Here is a 16700-nt window from a genome sequence, read left to right as displayed (position 1 = left end):
AACTCCCCCACCGCTCAGCCCACCGTCCGGCGGGCCGCGGCGACGACGCCGTCGACCGACGGCAGGGCCGCCCGCTCCAGGTGCGCGGCGTAGGGCACGGGCACCTCGGCGGAGCACACCCGCTCGGGCGGGGCGTCGAGGTCGTAGAACGCGTGCTCGGCGACGCGCGCCGCGACCTCGGCCGCCAGGCTGCCGCTGCGCCAGCCCTCGTCGACGACCACGAGGCGGTGGGTGCGCCGCACCGACGCGAGCACGGTCTCCTCGTCGAGCGGGCGCAACGAGCGCAGGTCGACGACCTCGGCGCTCGTGCCGTCCTCCGCGAGGCGCTCGGCGGCGGCCAGCGTCGTCGGCAGCATGCCGCCGTAGGTCACCAGCGACACGTCGGTGCCGGGGCGGCGGACGGCCGCGCCGTCGAGGGCGACCCCGGCCGGGTCGTCCGCGCCGGGCCCGTCGGGCGCGTCGTCGGTCGTCCCGTACAGCCCGGCGTGCTCGAAGAGCAGCACCGGGTCCGGGCAGGCCAGCGCCGGGGCCAGCACGCCGCGGGCGTCGGCGACGGTCGCGGGCGCCACGATCCGGAGGCCGGGGATGTGCGCGTACCAGCCCTCCAGGCTGTGCGAGTGCTGCGCGGCGAGCTGGCGGCCGGCCCCGGTCGTCATCCGGACGACCAGGGGCACCGAGAACTGCCCGCCGGACATGTGCGAGAGCGTGGCCGCGTTGTTGAGGATCTGGTCGAGCGCCAGCAGGCTGAAGTTGACGGTCATGATCTCGACGATCGGGCGCAGTCCGCCGAGCGCCGCGCCGATGCCGGCGCCGACGAAGGCCGACTCGGACAGCGGGGTGTCGCGGACGCGGTCGGGCCCGAACTCCTCGAGCAGCCCGAGGCTCACCGCGAAGCACCCCCCGTAACGCCCCACGTCCTCGCCCATGAGGAAGACCCGCTCGTCGGCGTGCAGCGCCTCCCGCAGCGCCTCCCGCAACGCCTCGCGATAGGTCGGCCCCCGGTCGGTGCCGCTCGTGGTCGCGGCCGCCGCCGTCCCCGTGCTCACGGCGTCTCCCCCGTCGGCTCCGCCCCGACGAACCGCAGCAGGTCCTCGACCGGCTCGACCGGGGCCGCCTCGGCCACGGCCTCCGCCTCGCGGATCTCCGCGTCGACCTCGGCGACGAGCCGCGCCCAGCCCTCGTCGTCGAGCTCGCCGTCGGCCAGGAGGCGGGCGTGCAACCCGTCGACCGGGTCGTGCTCCCGCCACCGCGCGATCTCGGCGCGGTCACGGTAACGGTCGGGGTCGTACATCGAGTGCGCGCGGAAGCGGTAGGTACGCAACTCGAGGAAGCACGGCCCCGGACCGCCACGCACCAGGGCGAGGGCCCGCTGGGTGGCCGCGCGCACGGCCTCGGGGTCCATCCCGTCCACCGCCCAGGCCGGCATCCCGTAGGCCGCGGCCCGCAGCGCGAGATCGGTCTCGGCGTGCTCGCGCTCGAGCGCCGTGCCCATCGCGTAGCGGTTGTTCTCGCAGCAGAAGAGCACGGGCAGCCGCCACAGCGCCGCGAGGTTGAGGCACTCGTGGAACTCGCCCTCGGCCACCGCACCGTCGCCGAACAGGCAGGCCGTGGCCACCGGGCGGGCGGTGAGGGCGTCGGCGAGCCCGAGGCCGACCGCGACCGGCAGGCCCCCACCGACGATGGCGTTGCCGCCGTAGAACCGCCGGGCGGCGTCGAACAGGTGCATCGAGCCGCCCCGGCCGCGGCTGCACCCGGTGGCACGCCCGAACATCTCGGCCAGGACCGCGGACATCGGGACGCCGCGGACCAGGGCGTGGCCGTGCTCGCGGTAGGTGGAGACCACGGCGTCGCCGGGCTCGAGCGCCCCCACGAGCCCGACCGCGACGGCCTCCTCCCCGATGCACAGGTGCATGAAGCCGCGGATGCGCTCGGTGCTGTAGAGCTCGACGCACCGCTCCTCGAAGCGCCGCACCCGCACCATCCCGCGCAGCAGGTCGAGGCGGTCGTCGGCCACGGTGGCGCTCACGACGTCTCCACCGTCGACAGGTCACCCTCGGGCAGGCCCAGCTCGCGGGCCCGCAGGAGCCGCCGGAGGATCTTCCCGCTGCGGGTGTGGGGCAGGTGCGGGTCGACGGCCAGCTCCCGCGGCGCGACGCTGCCGAGGCGCTGCCGACCGTAGGAGAGCAGCTCGTCGTGCAGCGACGCGTCGGGCGTCCACCCCGGCCGCAGCGTGACGAACGCCTTGACCAGCTCCCCCGCCACCGGGTCCGGCTTGCCGATGACGGCGGCCTCGGCCACGGCCGGGTGGGCCATCAGCACGCTCTCGACCTCGAACGGGCCGACGAGGTGCCCGGCGGTCTTGATCACGTCGTCGGCCCGGCCGGCGAACCAGTACCAGCCGTCGGCGTCGCGCCGGACCACGTCGCCCGTGAGGTACCAGCCCTCGGCGAAGGACGCGGCGTACCGCTCCTCCTGGTGCAGGTAGCCGCGGAACATCGACGGCCACCCCGCGCGCAGCGCGAGCTCGCCGTCGACGCCCGGCCGCACCGGGCGGACGTGCCCGTCGGCGCGCCACGCACGGCCGTCGGGGCCGCGCTCGAGGACCGCGGCCTCGATGCCGGGCAGGGGCCGTCCCATCGACCCGGGGCGGATGTCCTCGGCCGCGAAGTTGCTGATCATGATGGCGCCGGTCTCGGTCTGCCACCAGTTGTCGTGCACCGGTACGCCGAGGACCTCCGCCGACCACCGGACGACCTCGGCGTCGAGCGGCTCGCCCACGCTCGCCACGTGCCGCAGCGCCGAGAGGTCGTGGCGGGCCACCGCCGCCTCGCCGTGGCGCACCAGCAGGCGCAGCGCGGTCGGCGCGGTGTACCAGACGGTCACCCGCTGCCCGGCGAGCACGTCGTACCAGCGCTCGGCGTCGAACTCGCGCTCGTCGACCAGCAGCGTCGCGCCGTGGGTCAGCGGCGCGATGATCCCGTAGGACGTGCCGGTCACCCAGCCGGGGTCGGCGGTGCACCAGAAGACGTCGTCGGGCCCGAGGTCGAGGGCGGCCCGCGCGGTCGCGTGGTGGGCGACGACGGCGTCGTGCACGTGGACCGCGCCCTTCGGCGTGCCCGTCGTGCCGCTGGTGAAGTGCAGCAGCGCCGGGTCCTCGGGGTCGGTCGGCGGGATGGCGAAGTCGTCGTCGACGGCGTCGAGCAGCGCGGCGAGGGAGGTCAGGCCCTCCTCCCCGTCGTCCGGCCCGTCGGCGGGGTCACCGGCCAGCAGCACGTGGCGCAGCGCCGGCAGGGCGGCGCGCACCGGCCGGACCCGGCGCGCGTGGAGCCGCGGCGTGGTCACCAGGACCCGGCCCTCCCCCAGGCGCAGGCGCTCGGCGACCGGCTCGGGCCCGAATGCGGAGAACAGCGGGCAGAGCACGCCGCCCGCCTTGAGGGTGCCGAGCGCGGCCACGTAGAGGTCGAGGACGCGCGGGAGCAGCGTGAACACCCGCTCGCCCCGGGCCACGCCGAGAGCCCCGAGGGCGTTCGCGAACCGGTTGGTCCGGCGGCGCAGCTCGGCGTAGGTGACGTCCGTCGTGGTGCCGTCCGCGCCGAGCACCCGCAGCGCGGTCCGGTCCCCGCGGACCGCGGCGTGCCGGTCCACCGCCTCGTGCGCGATGTTGAGGCCCCGACCGTTGGGGAGCCCGCTCATCTCCGCGCGCGCCGCGGCCCACGAGAACGTCCGGCGGGCACGGTCGTAGTCGGGCATCCGCGCGGACCGCCGGACGCTGTCGGGCTTGACGATCATGTCCACCGTCTCGGTCACGTCACGGACGGTCCCGGCGGACAGCCTCCCGCGTCAGGGACGAACGGCCCCTCCGGCGTCGTCCCGTGTCCCTGCCCGCCCCGGGACGCGAGGCGCACGGTCGAGCTGCCCCCCCCACCAGGGATCGGGAACGGAGGAGACATGGGCGAGGACAGGGAGCACGACCCGCTGACGGCGGTGCTCGACCGGCTCGACGAGATCGTCGGCCTGCTGCGACGCGTCGACACCCGTCTCGAGCACCTCGAGCGGTGGCCCGCGCGGCACGAGCCCCTCGCGGGCAGCCCGGAGATCGGGCCGCCGCGGTGGCTGGGGTCGCCGCGCTCCCGGGCCGGCGACGCCGTCCTCGACGCGGCCCGCCGGGACCCGGTGGGGCGGAGCGGGCCTACCTGAGGGGCGTGGGCGACCGCCGGCCGTCCTCGCGGGGGGAGGCAGGGACGGCCGGCGGCGCGGGGGTGTCATCGAGGTCGAACGAGCTCGACGACCCCGCCGAGCCTAGATCGCGCTCCGTGCCCGGACGATCACCCACCGGTCGCAACTCCACGCAAGGATCTCCGTGGTCAGCACTCCTGGCGGAGGCGCTGGGGCGCGAGGCGCTCCAGGAGCTCGGGCATCGCACCGGGCGGGGAGCCGTCGAGGTCGCGTCGGCACTGCGCCACGGTGGTGGTCACGAGGGTGCGGTGGCAGGTGGGGAACTCGCTGGCGAGCCGCTCGACGGCCTGGACGACGATCGTCGTCTCCGGGACGTCGGGGAAGGGAGCTCGGCTGAGCTGGAGGGTCATCGTGTCCCGTTCTCGTCGGGGCCGGACACCGCGACCGTGGGCGCGGACCGTCCACGCCGGCCAGGGCCGAAGGTCCCGGACACCCACGTTCAGGACACCGCGACGTTGCGTGCCCCCAGGAGACCGCGACGCAGCACGCGCCGCACGGGCAGCGACGGGTGCTCGATCCGCAGGACCCCGCCGTTCTCCCGGACCGTGCGGGTGCCGCTGAGCAGGGCCTCGCAGCCGCGGAGCCCGAGGAAGTCCAGGCGCTCCAGGTCGAGGTGGAACGTCGTGCAGGGCGCGCTGGCCGAGGCGAGGACGAGGGCCGCGCCGGAGCTGGTGAAGAAGGACAGGGCGCCGGCGAGGTGCAGTCGCCACGGCACGCCCGGCAGGTCGTCGGGCGCGTCGTGGGTGACGACGATCGGCGTGCCCGCCGCCCGGACCTCGTCGACGCAGCGGCGCACGTGCGGCGCCACCTCGAGGTCGGTCTCGAACACGACCAGCACGTCGGCTCCGTGCATCGCGATGCGCCCCCGCGCCCGACCCCTGTGACCGACCCGTACGCGCCCCGCGCACGGTCTCCCGAAGAGAGGCCCTCCACGATCCGCCGGGGCGCCGTGCGGAGCAAGCCGCCGGAGCGTCCAGACCCGTCCGCCGCCCGCCGAGCGAGGGACAGGAAGCGCAACTGTTGTCCACTCAGGACAACGGCCGGGCCGCAGTGAGGCGGCCCGGCCGCTCCTCGCTCGGGGGCCGGTCGGCGGTCAGCCCTTCTCGATGGCGATCGGGGTCGGCTCGGCCCCCTTCTCCAGGGCCGGCATCGGCACGCGCACGGTGAGGATCCCGTCCTTGTACGCGGCGCTCACCGCGGCCGGGTCGACCCCCTCGGGCAGCGGCAGGCGGCGGGCGAAGGAGCCGTAGCTCAGCTCGTGGCGCCGGTAGCCGGTGTCCTCGGTGTCCTCGGTGACCCTGCGCTCGGCGCGCAGGTCGAGGATCCCGTTGTCGATCGACAGCCGCAGGTCCTTGTCCGGGTCGATCCCGGGCATCTCCGCCTTGATCACCAGGTCGCCGTCCTCGCGGTACTCGTCGACCTTGATCACCTCCTCGGGGGCCCGCAGGGCGGGCTGGTCCCACGCGCGGGCCGGGAAGGCGCGCATCCAGTCGTCGAACATCCGGTCGAACTGCCGGAAGATGTCCGTCGAGGTCATGGGCTGGCGTCGGATCATCGACATGTTCTCCACCTCCGACCCCGACGGTCGGCGCGGGCACCTCCCGGTTCCAGGGACGAACGGCCCTGGCCGGGGCGGCACCCCGGCCCCACGCTCCCGGTGCCTGCGGCCGTGCCACCGCACGGGTGCGCGCCGCACGCTCGCCACCACCGAGGACGTGGGGGGAGGACGTCGTGGAGCTGGTCGAGACCCGCGTGCCCGCCACCGGGGACCTGATCGGCGGTCGCTACCGGATCGGCGCGCTGCGCCGCGCCGACCACCGTCGTCGCGTCCACGACGGGTGGGACCGGCGCCTCGAGCGCGACGTCGCGGTCGTCCTGGTGGCCCCCGCACCGGGGTCGGACCCCGATCCCACGCTGCCGCCGTCGCCGATGGCGCCGATCCACCTGCACCGCGCCGGGCTCGTCGAGCTCTACGACGGGGGCGTGCACGCCGGCCGGGTGTTCCTGGTCTGCCAGTCCGTTCCCGGCCCGACGCTGGAGGAGCGGTCGTCGGAACCCTTCACCGTCGAGGAGCTGGCGCGCCTCGGCGAGGACCTGGCCCTCACCCTCGCCGCCGTCCACCGCTACGGCGGCGCCCACGGCGCGTTGACCCCCGACCGCGTCCTGCTCGGCGGGCCACGACCCATGATCGCCGACTGCGGCGTGGCCCCGCTCCTCGAGCGGTGGTCCGGACTGCCCGAGGACACCCGCTACCGGGCGCCCGAGCAGCACCACGGGGAGACCGGCCCCGCGGCCGACGTCTACGCGCTGGGCCGCGTGCTCGGCGAGGCGCCGCTGCCGGCCCGCGCGGCCGGTGCGCGGGAGGTGCGGTCCCTCGCGCGGCGCATGACCGCGACGGCTCCCGAGGACCGACCGGACATGGCGGACGTGGCGCAGCGGCTGCGGGCCGCCCGAGCACGGGCGGCCGGGACGCCGGGCGCGCCCCCGACGGCCCCGCACCCGGTGGCCCGGGCGACGGCCGCCGTGGTGGTCGCGGGCGGGATCGTCCTCGGGGCCTCGACGGCGGTCGCGCTGGTCGGGGCACCGGCCCCGGGCGGCTCGGCGCTCGTCGCACCCCCCGCGGCAGGCGCCGTGGCGGGGCGCGTCGAGGCGGGGCGCGTCGTGGAGGGGCGCGTCGTGGAGGGCGACCTGCCGGCCGGGCCGCCCCTGGACGGCGACGCCGGCGGCCCCGCCACGGACGCCGTGTCCCGCCGCGACTCCGTGACCCCGGCCGCGGTGAGGTCGTCCACCCGTCACGAGAGCGGCTCCGCGGTCCCGACGCGGACGCCGGACGCGTCGGGAGAGCAGACGAGGAGCCGGCCCACGAGGACACCGCAGCCGTCGGCCTCCGACTCGTCCGACCCCACGAGACACCGCTCGCCGGATCGCGTGAGCGACGGCGCCACCGAGCGCCGTCAGCACGACCGCAGCACCGACCGCAGCACCGACCGCAGCACCGACCGCACGACCCACCGCACGACCGACGGCCCTGCCGACCGCACGACCGACCGCCGCCACGACAACCGCCACGACGACCGCCACGACGACCGCCACGACGACCGCCACGACGACCGCAGCACCGGCGCCACCCCCGACCGAACCTCCACCACCCGCACCCCGCGGCCTACGTCCCGCCACGTCGTGGTCGGGTCCCTCCCGGGCCTCCTCCTCGACGGGGCACCGTCCGCCGGGCCCGTCAGTGCGGACCGGACACGTGCCGCAGGGTCGCCAGCGCCCACAGCGCCAGGATGAGCAGCACGAGCACGACGAGGGCCGCCGGGCTGCCCGTCGCGAGCGCCACGACCCCCGCGACCACGGCCAGCAGGCCCAGCGCCCCCGGGGCGCGCAGCGCGAGCGACGGGACGGGCGACACCCAGCCACCACCGACCACGGCGGCCGCGACCCCGAGCGCCAGCACGAGCACGGCCGTACCCCGCGTCCCCGAGGGCGTCGACCACGCGGCCCCGCCGACGATCCACACGACCACCGCCGCGAGCACCAGCAGCCCGGCCGCGACGTCCCGCCGGCTCACGACGCCGTCCGCGGCCCATCCGCCTCGACGTCGACGAGGACGGCCCGGCCCCGGTCGTCGAGGTGCACGACACGGGCACGGCCGCCCGCACGGTCGCGGAAGAACAGGAACGGCCACCCGCCGAGCCGCAGGTGCTCCACCGCCTCCTCCGGGCTCGCCGCACGCGCCGGGACCGGGCTCACCGTGATCCCGGCGCGCTCCGCGGCGGGCGGCGCCGAGCCGTCCTCGAGGGCGAGGCGGTGGCCCGCCGGTCCGCAGCGGTAGACCACGGCACGCCGGCCCGTGGTGCGCTCGACGAACAGGTGGAACGCCTCGTCCCGGGCGTCCATGACCGCGACGGCGTCGGCCACCGAGGTCGGCACGGCCTGCACCACGTCGTGGCGATCGACGACCGGTTCCGGTGCGCGGGCACCGGCGGGGCCGTCATGGCGCGGCTGCCGCCGGGCGTGCACGTCGCCGACGCGGCGGCGCAGCCGGTCCACCAGCAGGTCCACGGCCTCCCGGGGCGTCGCGCCCACGACGTGCACGTGCAGCCGGACACCGGCGAGGTCGACGTGCGCGCTCGCGACCACCGGCCGCTCCCGGGCCGGGTCGTCGTGCCGCACGATGCGCACCCGGGCCGGCCCGGTCGGGCGGACGCCGTGGTCGAGCGCGGCCAGCACCTTGTCCCGGGTGTACTCGGGGAGGTCGCGGGCGATCGTGCCCCGGATCTCCACGACGGGCGGGGCGAGGCGGGAGGGGGCGGGGGTGGTGCGGGGAGTCATGGTCGCGACGGTGAGCCCGCGCGGTCGTGCACGGCAGGGTCCTTCGACCCGGCGGCCGGCGCCGACCGGGACGCCGGGGGGCGCGCGAGCAGCACGGGCACCGGGGCGCGGTGCGCCAGCCGGCACCCGACGTCGCCGAGCAGGTGCGCCGCCGCCGCGGGCGGCCCGGCGGGGCGCGGCACGAGCACGATCACCGCGGCGCCCTCGGCCCGGGCCACGGCCAGCAGGGCCCGCGCGGGCTGGCCGCCGACGACCTCGGTGGTCACGGCACTCCCCCGCCCGAACCACCGCGCCCGGTCGTCGAGCAACGACCGGGCGCGCACGCGCCGCTCGTCGTCCGGCGGCCCGTCGCCGGCGTCCGGGTCGACGACGGCGACCAGGACGACGCGGGCCCCGACGGCCGCGAGGGGCACCGCGAGCCGCACGGCCTCGTCCGCACCGGAGGAGCCGTCCACGCCGACGACGACGGTGGCGCCCGCCCCCACCGCGTCCGGGCCCGCGTCGAGGACGCGCACCGAGCGGTCCGCGCGCTCGGCCGCCACCGGCACGAACAGCGGCCCGAGGACCGCGCCGGTCACGTACCAGCGCCAGTCGCGGTAGCCCTGGCGCCCGAGCAGGACGAACGCGGCGAGGAGCCCGCTGCCGACCCAGACGACGCCGAGCACGACGGCGAGCGCGGTGCTGCCCACGGCGGCGGTCAGTGCCCCTCGGGCGCGGCGCCCAGCGCCGGGCGGCCGTAGGCGTTGGCGAAGGCGTCGTCGAGGGCGCGGTCGCCGAGGCGGTGCCCCAGCTCCACCAGCGCGCGGGCCGCCGCCGCCTCCCGCCCGATCGCCGCGACGTCCGGGTGGTCGGGCCAGCGCACGGCGCGGCCCTCGACCGCGAGCACCTCGGCGGAGCCGAGGACGTCGTCCGGCGCGGTGTCGAGCACCGCCCGGGCCCAGGTCGTGCCGTGGTCGCCGCCCTCGAAGGTGACGGTCACCGTCCAGGTGGGGGTCGTCATGCCTCCACGGTCGGTCGTCCGGTCCGCGCCGCGGAGCGGGCGGACGGGCCGCGTCGGGGGGCCGGAGGTCCCGCGGGCTCCGCGGTTGACCGGGCCGCCCCGAGCAGGACGCGACGCTCGGCGTGCCCGATCGCGGCCCGCACCGCGTCGACCGCGTGCGGGTCCACCGACACCGCGTCGATCCCGGCCCGGACCAGCACCTCGGCGAACTCCGGGCGTCGGGACGGGGCCTGCCCGCACAGCGACGAGGGCACCCCGAGCCTGCGGGCCGTGGCGATGATGCACTCGATCGCGTCGACGACCGCCGCGTCGGCCTCGTCGTAGACCTCGGCGCAGCGCTCGCTGTCGCGGTCGACCCCGAGCACGAGCTGGGTGAGGTCGTTGCTGCCGATCGAGACGCCGTCGATGCCGCAGGCGACGTACTCGGGCAGCCAGTAGACCACCGACGGCACCTCGGCGGTCAGCCACCGCTGCAGGCCCCGCTGCCGGCCGAGCGGCCCGGCGTCGACCACCTCGAGGCAGGCCTCGAGCTCCCACCGGGTGCGGACGAACGGCAGCATCACGTGCAGGTTGGGCGACCGCTCGCGGACCCGGGCGAGGGCGCGCAGCTCGAGGGCGAACACCTCGGGCTCGCGCAGGTACCGGTAGGCGCCACGGAAGCCGATCATGGGGTTGTTCTCGGCGGGCTCGTGGCGCTCGCCGCCGGTGAGCCCCCGGAACTCGTTGCTGCGCAGATCGGTGGTCCGGTAGAGCACGGGACGCGGCGCGAAGGCCGTCGCGATCGTCCCGACCGCCTCGGCGACCCGGTCGACGAACCGGTCCTGCTCGCCGCGGGCCACCACCTCGCGCGGGTGCACGCCGCCGAGGGCCGCCGTGAGCAGGAACTCGGCCCGCAGCAGGCCCACGCCGTCCACTCCCGGGCGGGCGGCCACCCGCTCGGCGGCCTCGGGCAGCGCGAGGTTCACGTGCACCTCGGTGCCGAGCGGGGCGACCGCCTCGGCGGCGACCCCGCCGAGCACGGGCGGCCCGTCCGGGCGGACGACGGCGCCCACGGGGCGCGTGGCCACGACGCCACCGGCGGGACGCTCGCCGTCGAGGACCTCGCCGGCGCCGCCGTCGACGGTGACCACCCGGCCGTCGGCCAGTACCGACGTCGCCCGCCGGGTGCCGACCACGCACGGCACCCCGAGCTCGCGGGCCGCGATCGCCGCGTGGCACGTCGCCCCGCCGGTGTCGGTGACGATCGCGGCGGCACGGCGCAGCGTCGGCAGCCAGTCGGGGTTGGTCAGCGGCGCCACGAGCACCTCCCCCGGCCGCAGCTCGGCGCCCTCGTCGGGGCTGTGCAGGACCCGGACCGGTCCGGTGGCCCGCCCCGGCGTCGCCGGGAGCCCGCGCAGCAGCACCCCGCCCGCCGGCGCGGCGGTGTCCGCCCCGGTGGTCACCGGCCGCGCCTGGACCAGCCAGAGCCGGTCGCCGGCGTAGGCCCACTCGACGTCCTGGGGACGCCCGTAGTGGGCTTCCACGCGCCGGGCCAGCTCCGCGACCGCCACGACCTCGTCGGGGGTCAGCACCGGCGCGTCGCCGCGTGCGGGGTCCAGCGGCACGGTGCGGTCGGCGCCGTCGGGACCCCGCACGACCTCGTGGGTCTGGTGCCCGACGCGCATCGAGCGCAGGCGCAGCCCGTCGGCCTCCACCTCGTAGGTGTCCGGCTCGACGGTCCCGCCCACCACGACCTCCCCCTGACCGAGGGCCGCCTCGACGAGCACCCGGCTGCGGTCGCCGGTGCGCGGGTCGGCGGTGAACGCGACCCCGGCACGGTCGGCCGGCACCATCGCCTGCACGACCACGGCGATCGCGGGCTCGTCGCGGTACCCGCGCGCGCTCCGGTAGGCCACCACCCGCGCACCGAACAGCGAGGCCCAGCAGTCGACGATGCGGTGCACCAGCTCCTCGGCGGTGCGCACGTTGGTGAAGGACGCGTTCATGCCGGCGAACGACGCGCGGGCCCCGTCCTCACCCACCGCGGAGGAGCGCACGGCGACGACGGGCTCCCCCAACGCCTTCCACGCCGCGTGGACGTGCTCCTCGAGCGCCGCGGGCATCCCGGTGCCGCGCACCCGTTCGGCGAGCGCCGCGCAGAGCGCCGGTAGCCGGTCGGGTCCCGCGGCGAGCGCCTCCTCGTGCCCGGCGGCGAGCGCGGCCCGGACCCCGGCGGCGTCCATCGCCGCCCGGTAGGCCCCGGCGGGCAGCACGAACCCGTCCGGCACCGGGAAGTGCGCGCCGATCAGCTCGCCGAGGTGCGCCGCCTTGCCCCCGACCTCCCCGGAGTCGGCGGCGCGCAGCTCCCCCAGGGGTCGGACGGCGGCGCCGGTCGGGCGCTCCACGGTGGTGCTCACGGGGGTGCTCACGGGTCCTCCCGGGGTGCGGATCGGTCGCTCACGCCGCGGGGTGCAGCTGCTCCCCGACCGGACTGTCCGGCTCCTCGACGGCCGGCGTCGCCGCCTCCGGGACGCGCTGCGCCGCGCGCGGGACGAGGTGTTCGGTGAGGCGGCGGTCGACCGCGTCGAGCAGGAGCACGAGGGCGATCAGTCCCGGGGGCAGCAGCAGCGGGGCCCAGAGCCAGGCGGTCACGGCTGCCGACCGTGGCGTCGGGCGCCGCAGGGCGACCAGGGTCGAAGCGACCGGCGCCCGGGACCGTCGGGCCGGGCCCGCCGGGACCTCCGGCCCTGCCTCCCGCTGCGCGGGACCTCCGGGTGGGACGGGACGGGACCTTCGCCGCTCACCCGCCGTCGCGGCTCCGCGCACGGTCGCCGGCATGAGCAGACCCCCGACGACGGCGTGACCGGTGCTCTTCGTCGACCGCGCCGACGCGGGGGCCCGGCTCGCGCGCGCTCTCGGGGACGAGCGGGCGCACGACCCCGTCGTGCTCGCGCTGGCCCGGAGCGGGGTCCGGGTGGCCGCGGAGGTCGCGCGGGCCCTGGGGGCAGCGCTGGACGTGGTCGTGGTGCGGGAGGTGGGCCTCCCCCTGCAACCGGACGTCACCGTGGGCGCCGTCGCCGAGGACGGGGTCGCCGTCACGCTGGCGGCCGGGTCGCCGGTGCCGCTCGAGGAGGCGGAGCGGCGCGAGGCCGTCGTCGTGCGGCGCGAGGCCGGCCACTGGCACCCGGACGGGACCGCGGTGCCGTTGGCGGGCCGCGCCGTCGTCGTGGTCGGCGACGGCGCCGTCACCCCGGCGACCGCGCTGGCCGCGGTGGCGGTCGCCCGGGCCCGGGGCGCGGCGCGGGTCGTGGTCGGGATGCCCGTGGCGACCCCCGCGTCGGTGCAGGCGCTGCGGCGGGAGGCCGACGCCGTCGTCGTGCTGGAGACGCTGCCGTGGCTCCGCACCGTCGACGAGGTCCACCTGCGCCTCGACCCCGCCGGCGACCCCACCGACGAGGGGATCGCCGCCCGGATCGGACGGTCGCCGGCGTCGATCGTGAACCCGCTCGACGACGGGTCCGCGGTGGTGACGGTCCACGCCGACGGCCTCGTCGCGGTGCCCGTCGTGGTCCCCCCGAGCCGCGGGCGCTGGTGGTGCTCGCGCGCGGCGCCAACAGCAGCCGCCACACCGCCCGGCACCACGCGGTCGCCCGGATGCTGCACGGTGCCGGCTTCGCCACGACCACGGTCGACCTGCTCACGGCCGGGGAGGACGTCCGGCGCGAGCACGTCGGCGACGTGGCGGTGCTCGCCGCCCGGCTCGTCCGGGTCAGCCGCGCGGTGCGGGACCAACCCTCGACGCGGTCGCTGCCCGTCGCCTGGTGCGCCACCGGCACCGCCGCGGCCGCCGCGCTGTGGGCGGCCGCCGACGGCGCCGAGGTCGACGCGGTCGTCTCCCAGGGCGGGCGCCCGGACCTCGCGGCGTCACGGCTGCCGGAGGTCCGGGTGCCCACGCTGCTGCTGGTGGGCGACCTCGACGAGGTCCTCCTCGACCTCACCGGTCGGCGCAGCAGCTGCTCGGCGGCCTGGTGCCCGCGCTCGGGCACCTGGTCGTGCGGGCCACCGCCGCGGCCGAGATCGCCGCGCTGGTCGACCGCTGGCTCACCGCGCAGCTCCCCGTGCAGCTCCCCGTGCCGCACACCGCGAGCTGAGCTCACGCGGTCACCGGGGCGTGCGGTCCGACGGAGCCCGGCGCCGCCGGCAGCGCCGCCAGCCACGCCACGGCGTCGTCGAACCCGGCGTCCGGGAAGACCCGCATGGGGAAGGGCAGCAGGAAGCCGGCCAGGTGCACGAGCTCGGAGATCCACCGGATGTCGCTGACGAGCGCGTAGCCCTCGAGGCACCGCGCCATCGCCGGGTGGCGCAGCAGGGTGCCGGTCTTCTCGGCGACGACGTCGGCGGTGAAGCCCTCGTACTCCGGACCGAGCGCCAGCAGGAGCCGCAGCCGCCGGCCCGTTGCGCACGCGTCCTCGATGATCGGCTCGACCACCCGCGCGTAATCGCCGGCCGTGATCCGTCCGACCGCCCGCAGGGCCACCACGCCCTCCGGCAGTCCCGTCATCCGCTCCAGCACGGTGCTCCTCCTCCGGTCAGCGGGCGGCGCCGGCCGTCGCCGGCTCCGGTGTGGCGGTGGACGTCATCGGCACGACGAGCACGGGGCAGGGCGCGTGGAGCACGCAGCTCAGCCCGACCGATCCGAGCGCCACGCTGGCCAGACCGCCACGTCCCCGGTGGCCCACCACGAGCAGGTCGGCGCCGCGGGCGCGCTCGACGAGCGCCGCGCCGGCGTGACCGGCCACGGCCTCGACCTCCACCGGCACATCCGCGAGGGCGGGCTCGGAGGCCCGCACCGCGTCGACGACCGCCCGGGTGCGCTGCTCGTGGACGCGGGCGTCGGTCACCGCGTCGTCCAGCGGCATGCCGTAGTACGCCTCGAGCGTCACCGGCGGGCGTTCCCAGGCCGCGACGGCCAGCACCCGCGCGCCGCGGCGTGCCGCCTCGTGCAGGGCCCGGCGCAGCGCCACGGTGGCGTGGTCGGACCCGTCGACCCCGACCACCACCAGCGGCCGCTCGTTCTCCTCCGGCATCGTCGATCCCCTCGTCCTCGCTCCGGGTGCGGCGCGGTGCGCGCCGCCGGCAGCCTCGCCGCCGACGCCCGCACCCGGTCAGGGGCGAAGGACCGGCCGACGGTCCCGGTGCCGCGGGCCGGACGTCCCTCCGGCGTCAGCCCGTCCCGGCCGGGACCGCGGATCCGGCGCGGGCGTCCTCGGCGGCGGCCCAGCCGATCGCGGCGTCCAGGTCCTCGTACGGGAAGTGCCGGACCGTCGGGTGCAGCGCGGCGTCCGCGATGCCGGCGCCGGCGGCCGGGACGGCACCGTCGATGGCGAGCGCCAGGCGCCGGATGCGGCGCTGGTGGCCGGCGACGAACCCGAGGTGGTGCCACAGGGCGGGGAGGTTCGCCCAGCCGGGGATCCCGGGGGCGTGGAGGACGAGGCCGCGCAGCTCGCGGGCGTCCCGCAGCTCGTCGTCGACCACCGCTGCGAGCGCGTCGACGTCGGCGGACCGCAGCGCCCGGTCGACCTCGACGACCACGACCCCGGTCTCGGGGTAGGTCCGGGTGTGGATGCGGGGTCCGTCCTGCACGGCCAGCAGCCACGCGACGGCGTCCTGGCGCTCGTCGACACCGAAGACCCGCAGCGGGTAGGGCACCGCGAAGGCGGCGAGCCGGGTCGCTGCGCGCAGCCATCCGACGTCGGTGACCACCGCGAACGCCGCGAACCGTCCGATCGCCCGCACCCCGAGCCGCAGGTCCTCCCACAGCGCGGGTGGGGTGAGCCCCGCGTAGTCGTCGTCGATCTCGCAGAGGACCCGCATCCGCCGGTCCCGGCGCTCGGCGTCCTCCAGCATCGGCAGCACGACGGCGTCGTACTCGGCGCGGGTGAGCATGCCGCCCGCGAGCACACCGTCGATCTCGGGCGGGACGTCGGTCAACTTCTCGAGCACGGTGCCTCCTGCGCGTCCGCGGCCGCCCGGGGCGGGCGGCCCGGACCCCGATGGCACGCCGGCGGCGCCGGCGGGACCACGGGCCATCGACCCCGCTGTCGGGCCGTTGGTCCCGCCGGCGCGGTGCCGGTCCGTCCCCGCCGCCGCCCCGCACGGCCCTCCACGAGCCGGCGGCGTGGACCGACGGTGGCGCGAGAGCGAGAGGGAGGACCGAGATGGACACCCAGGACGAGCGCTTCGACGAGGTGGCCCCGCCCGCGGCGACGCCGAGCGAGGACGAGCTGCGGCAACGGGCGGTCACCCGCCTCCGCAAGCGCGCCGACTTCCGCACCCACGTGCTCGTCTACGTGCTGGTGAACAGCATGCTCGTCGTGATCTGGGCGATCACGGGCGCGGACCTGTTCTGGCCGATCTTCCCCATCCTCGGGTGGGGCGTCGGCCTCGCGGCGAACGCGTGGGACGTCTACCGGCCCGACCCCGTCACCGAGGACCGGATCCAGCAGGAGATCGGCCGGATGCGGTCCTGAGCGCGTCAGGCGGCGTCGTCGACGACGGGCTCCTGGGGCGTGCAGGTCGCGGCGTGCTCGAAGCCGGCGACGACACCCCCGTCCAGCGAGTGGACGAGGCGGCGTCGCAGCGGCTCGCCCGGGTTGACCGGGAACCAGCAGCGCTCGCACAGGGGCGGGGTCGGCAGGGCCGAGCGGCCCGTCCCGCTCACGCCGGCACCGCCGCGGGGGCCGGGGGCCGTGGCTCGGCGGCGGCCGCCCGTCGCCGGTGGGCGGCCAGGGCGAGGTCGGCGAGCGAGCCCGCCCGGTCCGCCTCGGACACCCACGGTCGTAGCGCGGGCGCGGGGCACCCGCACGGCCAGAGCCGGTCGTGCAGCCAGGCCTGGGAGGCGCGGCCGCACAGTGCGCAGCCGATGCCGTACATCTCGAAGTGCATGCGACGGTCCCGTCGTGAGTGAGGAGCCGCCGGTGGTCTCGGGGGGGATCGGGTGACCACCGGCGGCCTGTCCCCGTCGACCTGGAGAGGCAGCGCGGCGGCGGGGCGCCTCCCGACGCTAGGGAGGCGCGGCGCGGGCGGACAGTCGCCGTCCGCCGCATCTTCGCCGATCTGTTCGACCGCGGGATCGTCGGGCACGCGAACG

General features: G+C 77.4%; 22 protein-coding genes. 4 read left to right on the top strand and 18 right to left on the bottom strand.

Annotated elements, in window-relative coordinates; all coding sequences use genetic code 11:
- Positions 1 to 14: 14 nt before the first annotated feature.
- The 3 genes from ABD994_RS13890 to acsA are packed head-to-tail and all read right to left on the bottom strand — an operon-like array spanning position 15 to position 3807.
- Entirely contained in the window at positions 15 to 1046 is a 1032-nt protein-coding gene (locus ABD994_RS13890; RefSeq protein WP_345415354.1) for an alpha-ketoacid dehydrogenase subunit beta, read from the bottom strand.
- Positions 1043 to 2026: a pyruvate dehydrogenase (acetyl-transferring) E1 component subunit alpha gene (gene pdhA / locus ABD994_RS13885; RefSeq protein ID WP_345415351.1), complete on the bottom strand. Its 984-nt coding sequence runs from the start codon at positions 2024 to 2026 to the stop codon at positions 1043 to 1045. Before pdhA ends, ABD994_RS13890 begins: the two co-directional genes overlap by 4 nt.
- Positions 2023 to 3807, bottom strand: a complete 1785-nt coding sequence (acsA, locus tag ABD994_RS13880; RefSeq protein ID WP_345415348.1) for an acetate--CoA ligase — start codon at positions 3805 to 3807, stop codon at positions 2023 to 2025. The genes pdhA and acsA overlap by 4 nt, the downstream gene beginning before the upstream one ends.
- Positions 3808 to 3948: 141 nt before the next feature.
- Here acsA and ABD994_RS13875 point away from each other — a divergent pair, with 141 nt between their 5' ends.
- Positions 3949 to 4197 (top strand): hypothetical protein, encoded by a 249-nt coding sequence (locus ABD994_RS13875; protein WP_345415345.1) that lies wholly within the window; start codon positions 3949 to 3951, stop codon positions 4195 to 4197.
- A gap of 167 nt (positions 4198 to 4364) precedes the next feature.
- Here ABD994_RS13875 and ABD994_RS13870 read toward each other — a convergent pair whose 3' ends face one another.
- The 3 genes from ABD994_RS13870 to ABD994_RS13860 all read right to left on the bottom strand — a co-directional run bounded on the left by ABD994_RS13870 (position 4365) and on the right by ABD994_RS13860 (position 5797).
- Positions 4365 to 4586, bottom strand: coding sequence for a hypothetical protein (locus ABD994_RS13870; protein ID WP_345415343.1), 222 nt, complete (start codon positions 4584 to 4586; stop codon positions 4365 to 4367).
- Positions 4587 to 4675: 89 nt separating this feature from the next.
- Complete coding sequence (locus tag ABD994_RS13865; protein ID WP_345415339.1) at positions 4676 to 5074, bottom strand: SulP family inorganic anion transporter; 399 nt, start codon at positions 5072 to 5074, stop codon at positions 4676 to 4678.
- A 255-nt stretch (positions 5075 to 5329) separates the two neighbouring features.
- A complete protein-coding gene (locus ABD994_RS13860; RefSeq protein WP_345415336.1) occupies positions 5330 to 5797 on the bottom strand; it encodes an Hsp20/alpha crystallin family protein in 468 nt (155 codons plus the stop codon).
- Between the two features lie 170 nt (positions 5798 to 5967).
- On the opposite strand from ABD994_RS13860, the gene ABD994_RS13855 reads away from it, so the two are divergent.
- Complete coding sequence (locus ABD994_RS13855; protein ID WP_345415333.1) at positions 5968 to 7527, top strand: serine/threonine-protein kinase; 1560 nt, start codon at positions 5968 to 5970, stop codon at positions 7525 to 7527.
- On the opposite strand, the gene ABD994_RS13850 is transcribed toward ABD994_RS13855, so the two are convergent.
- The 7 genes from ABD994_RS13850 to ABD994_RS13820 form a co-directional block, all read right to left on the bottom strand.
- Positions 7472 to 7807: a hypothetical protein gene (locus ABD994_RS13850; RefSeq protein ID WP_345415330.1), complete on the bottom strand. Its 336-nt coding sequence runs from the start codon at positions 7805 to 7807 to the stop codon at positions 7472 to 7474. The genes ABD994_RS13855 and ABD994_RS13850 overlap by 56 nt on opposite strands.
- Positions 7804 to 8571, bottom strand: coding sequence for a sigma 54 modulation/S30EA ribosomal C-terminal domain-containing protein (locus ABD994_RS13845; protein ID WP_345415326.1), 768 nt, complete (start codon positions 8569 to 8571; stop codon positions 7804 to 7806). Before ABD994_RS13845 ends, ABD994_RS13850 begins: the two co-directional genes overlap by 4 nt.
- The gene (locus tag ABD994_RS13840) at positions 8568 to 9260 is read right to left on the bottom strand and encodes a universal stress protein (protein ID WP_345415324.1); all 693 of its coding nucleotides are present in this window, start codon (positions 9258 to 9260) and stop codon (positions 8568 to 8570) included. Before ABD994_RS13840 ends, ABD994_RS13845 begins: the two co-directional genes overlap by 4 nt.
- Positions 9261 to 9268: 8 nt before the next feature.
- Positions 9269 to 9571 carry a dsRBD fold-containing protein gene (locus tag ABD994_RS13835; protein WP_345415321.1) on the bottom strand — a complete coding sequence of 101 codons (303 nt, stop codon included), beginning with the start codon at positions 9569 to 9571 and terminating at the stop codon, positions 9269 to 9271.
- The gene (gene ppsA / locus ABD994_RS13830) at positions 9568 to 11979 is read right to left on the bottom strand and encodes a phosphoenolpyruvate synthase (RefSeq protein WP_425550055.1); all 2412 of its coding nucleotides are present in this window, start codon (positions 11977 to 11979) and stop codon (positions 9568 to 9570) included. Before ppsA ends, ABD994_RS13835 begins: the two co-directional genes overlap by 4 nt.
- 28 nt (positions 11980 to 12007) lie before the next feature.
- Positions 12008 to 12202, bottom strand: coding sequence for a hypothetical protein (locus ABD994_RS13825; RefSeq protein ID WP_345415318.1), 195 nt, complete (start codon positions 12200 to 12202; stop codon positions 12008 to 12010).
- 148 nt (positions 12203 to 12350) lie between these two features.
- Entirely contained in the window at positions 12351 to 12971 is a 621-nt protein-coding gene (locus ABD994_RS13820) for a hypothetical protein (RefSeq protein WP_345415315.1), read from the bottom strand.
- Positions 12972 to 13578: 607 nt separating this feature from the next.
- Between ABD994_RS13820 and ABD994_RS13815 the strand changes: the two genes are divergently transcribed.
- Positions 13579 to 13701 (top strand): hypothetical protein, encoded by a 123-nt coding sequence (locus ABD994_RS13815; protein ID WP_345415312.1) that lies wholly within the window; start codon positions 13579 to 13581, stop codon positions 13699 to 13701.
- A 2-nt stretch (positions 13702 to 13703) separates the two neighbouring features.
- Here the strand turns inward: ABD994_RS13815 and ABD994_RS13810 are convergent, their stop codons facing one another.
- The 3 genes from ABD994_RS13810 to ABD994_RS13800 all read right to left on the bottom strand — a co-directional run bounded on the left by ABD994_RS13810 (position 13704) and on the right by ABD994_RS13800 (position 15553).
- Positions 13704 to 14123, bottom strand: a complete 420-nt coding sequence (locus ABD994_RS13810) for a SpoIIAA family protein (protein WP_345415310.1) — start codon at positions 14121 to 14123, stop codon at positions 13704 to 13706.
- A gap of 16 nt (positions 14124 to 14139) precedes the next feature.
- Entirely contained in the window at positions 14140 to 14637 is a 498-nt protein-coding gene (locus ABD994_RS13805; RefSeq protein ID WP_345415307.1) for a universal stress protein, read from the bottom strand.
- Between the two features lie 136 nt (positions 14638 to 14773).
- Complete coding sequence (locus ABD994_RS13800; protein ID WP_345415305.1) at positions 14774 to 15553, bottom strand: SpoIIAA family protein; 780 nt, start codon at positions 15551 to 15553, stop codon at positions 14774 to 14776.
- Between the two features lie 215 nt (positions 15554 to 15768).
- On the opposite strand from ABD994_RS13800, the gene ABD994_RS13795 reads away from it, so the two are divergent.
- Entirely contained in the window at positions 15769 to 16080 is a 312-nt protein-coding gene (locus ABD994_RS13795; RefSeq protein ID WP_345415303.1) for a 2TM domain-containing protein, read from the top strand.
- Positions 16081 to 16085: 5 nt separating this feature from the next.
- On the opposite strand, the gene ABD994_RS13790 is transcribed toward ABD994_RS13795, so the two are convergent.
- Entirely contained in the window at positions 16086 to 16271 is a 186-nt protein-coding gene (locus tag ABD994_RS13790) for a hypothetical protein (RefSeq protein WP_345415300.1), read from the bottom strand.
- On the bottom strand, positions 16268 to 16495 hold the full coding sequence (locus tag ABD994_RS13785; protein WP_345415297.1) for a hypothetical protein: 228 nt from the start codon (positions 16493 to 16495) through the stop codon (positions 16268 to 16270). Before ABD994_RS13785 ends, ABD994_RS13790 begins: the two co-directional genes overlap by 4 nt.
- Positions 16496 to 16700 lie beyond the last annotated feature (205 nt).

The sequence above is a fragment of the Actinomycetospora chlora genome (assembly GCF_039542135.1).
Classification (GTDB): Bacteria; Actinomycetota; Actinomycetes; order Mycobacteriales; family Pseudonocardiaceae; genus Actinomycetospora; species Actinomycetospora chlora.
The sequence above is the reverse complement of the archived record's forward strand: the minus strand, read 5'-3'. Positions and strand labels throughout refer to the sequence as shown.

Excerpts from the sequence above, each read along its gene's own strand:
- ABD994_RS13875 (WP_345415345.1), top strand. The coding sequence starts at position 3,949 with ATGGGCGAGGACAGGGAGCACGACCCGCTGACGGCGGTGCTCGACCGG.
- ABD994_RS13870 (WP_345415343.1), bottom strand. The coding sequence starts at position 4,586 with ATGACCCTCCAGCTCAGCCGAGCTCCCTTCCCCGACGTCCCGGAGACG.
- ABD994_RS13860 (WP_345415336.1), bottom strand. The coding sequence starts at position 5,797 with ATGTCGATGATCCGACGCCAGCCCATGACCTCGACGGACATCTTCCGG.
- ABD994_RS13845 (WP_345415326.1), bottom strand. The coding sequence starts at position 8,571 with ATGACTCCCCGCACCACCCCCGCCCCCTCCCGCCTCGCCCCGCCCGTC.
- ABD994_RS13835 (WP_345415321.1), bottom strand. The coding sequence starts at position 9,571 with ATGACGACCCCCACCTGGACGGTGACCGTCACCTTCGAGGGCGGCGAC.
- ABD994_RS13805 (WP_345415307.1), bottom strand. The coding sequence starts at position 14,637 with ATGCCGGAGGAGAACGAGCGGCCGCTGGTGGTGGTCGGGGTCGACGGG.
- ABD994_RS13795 (WP_345415303.1), top strand. The coding sequence starts at position 15,769 with ATGGACACCCAGGACGAGCGCTTCGACGAGGTGGCCCCGCCCGCGGCG.
- ABD994_RS13785 (WP_345415297.1), bottom strand. The coding sequence starts at position 16,495 with ATGCACTTCGAGATGTACGGCATCGGCTGCGCACTGTGCGGCCGCGCC.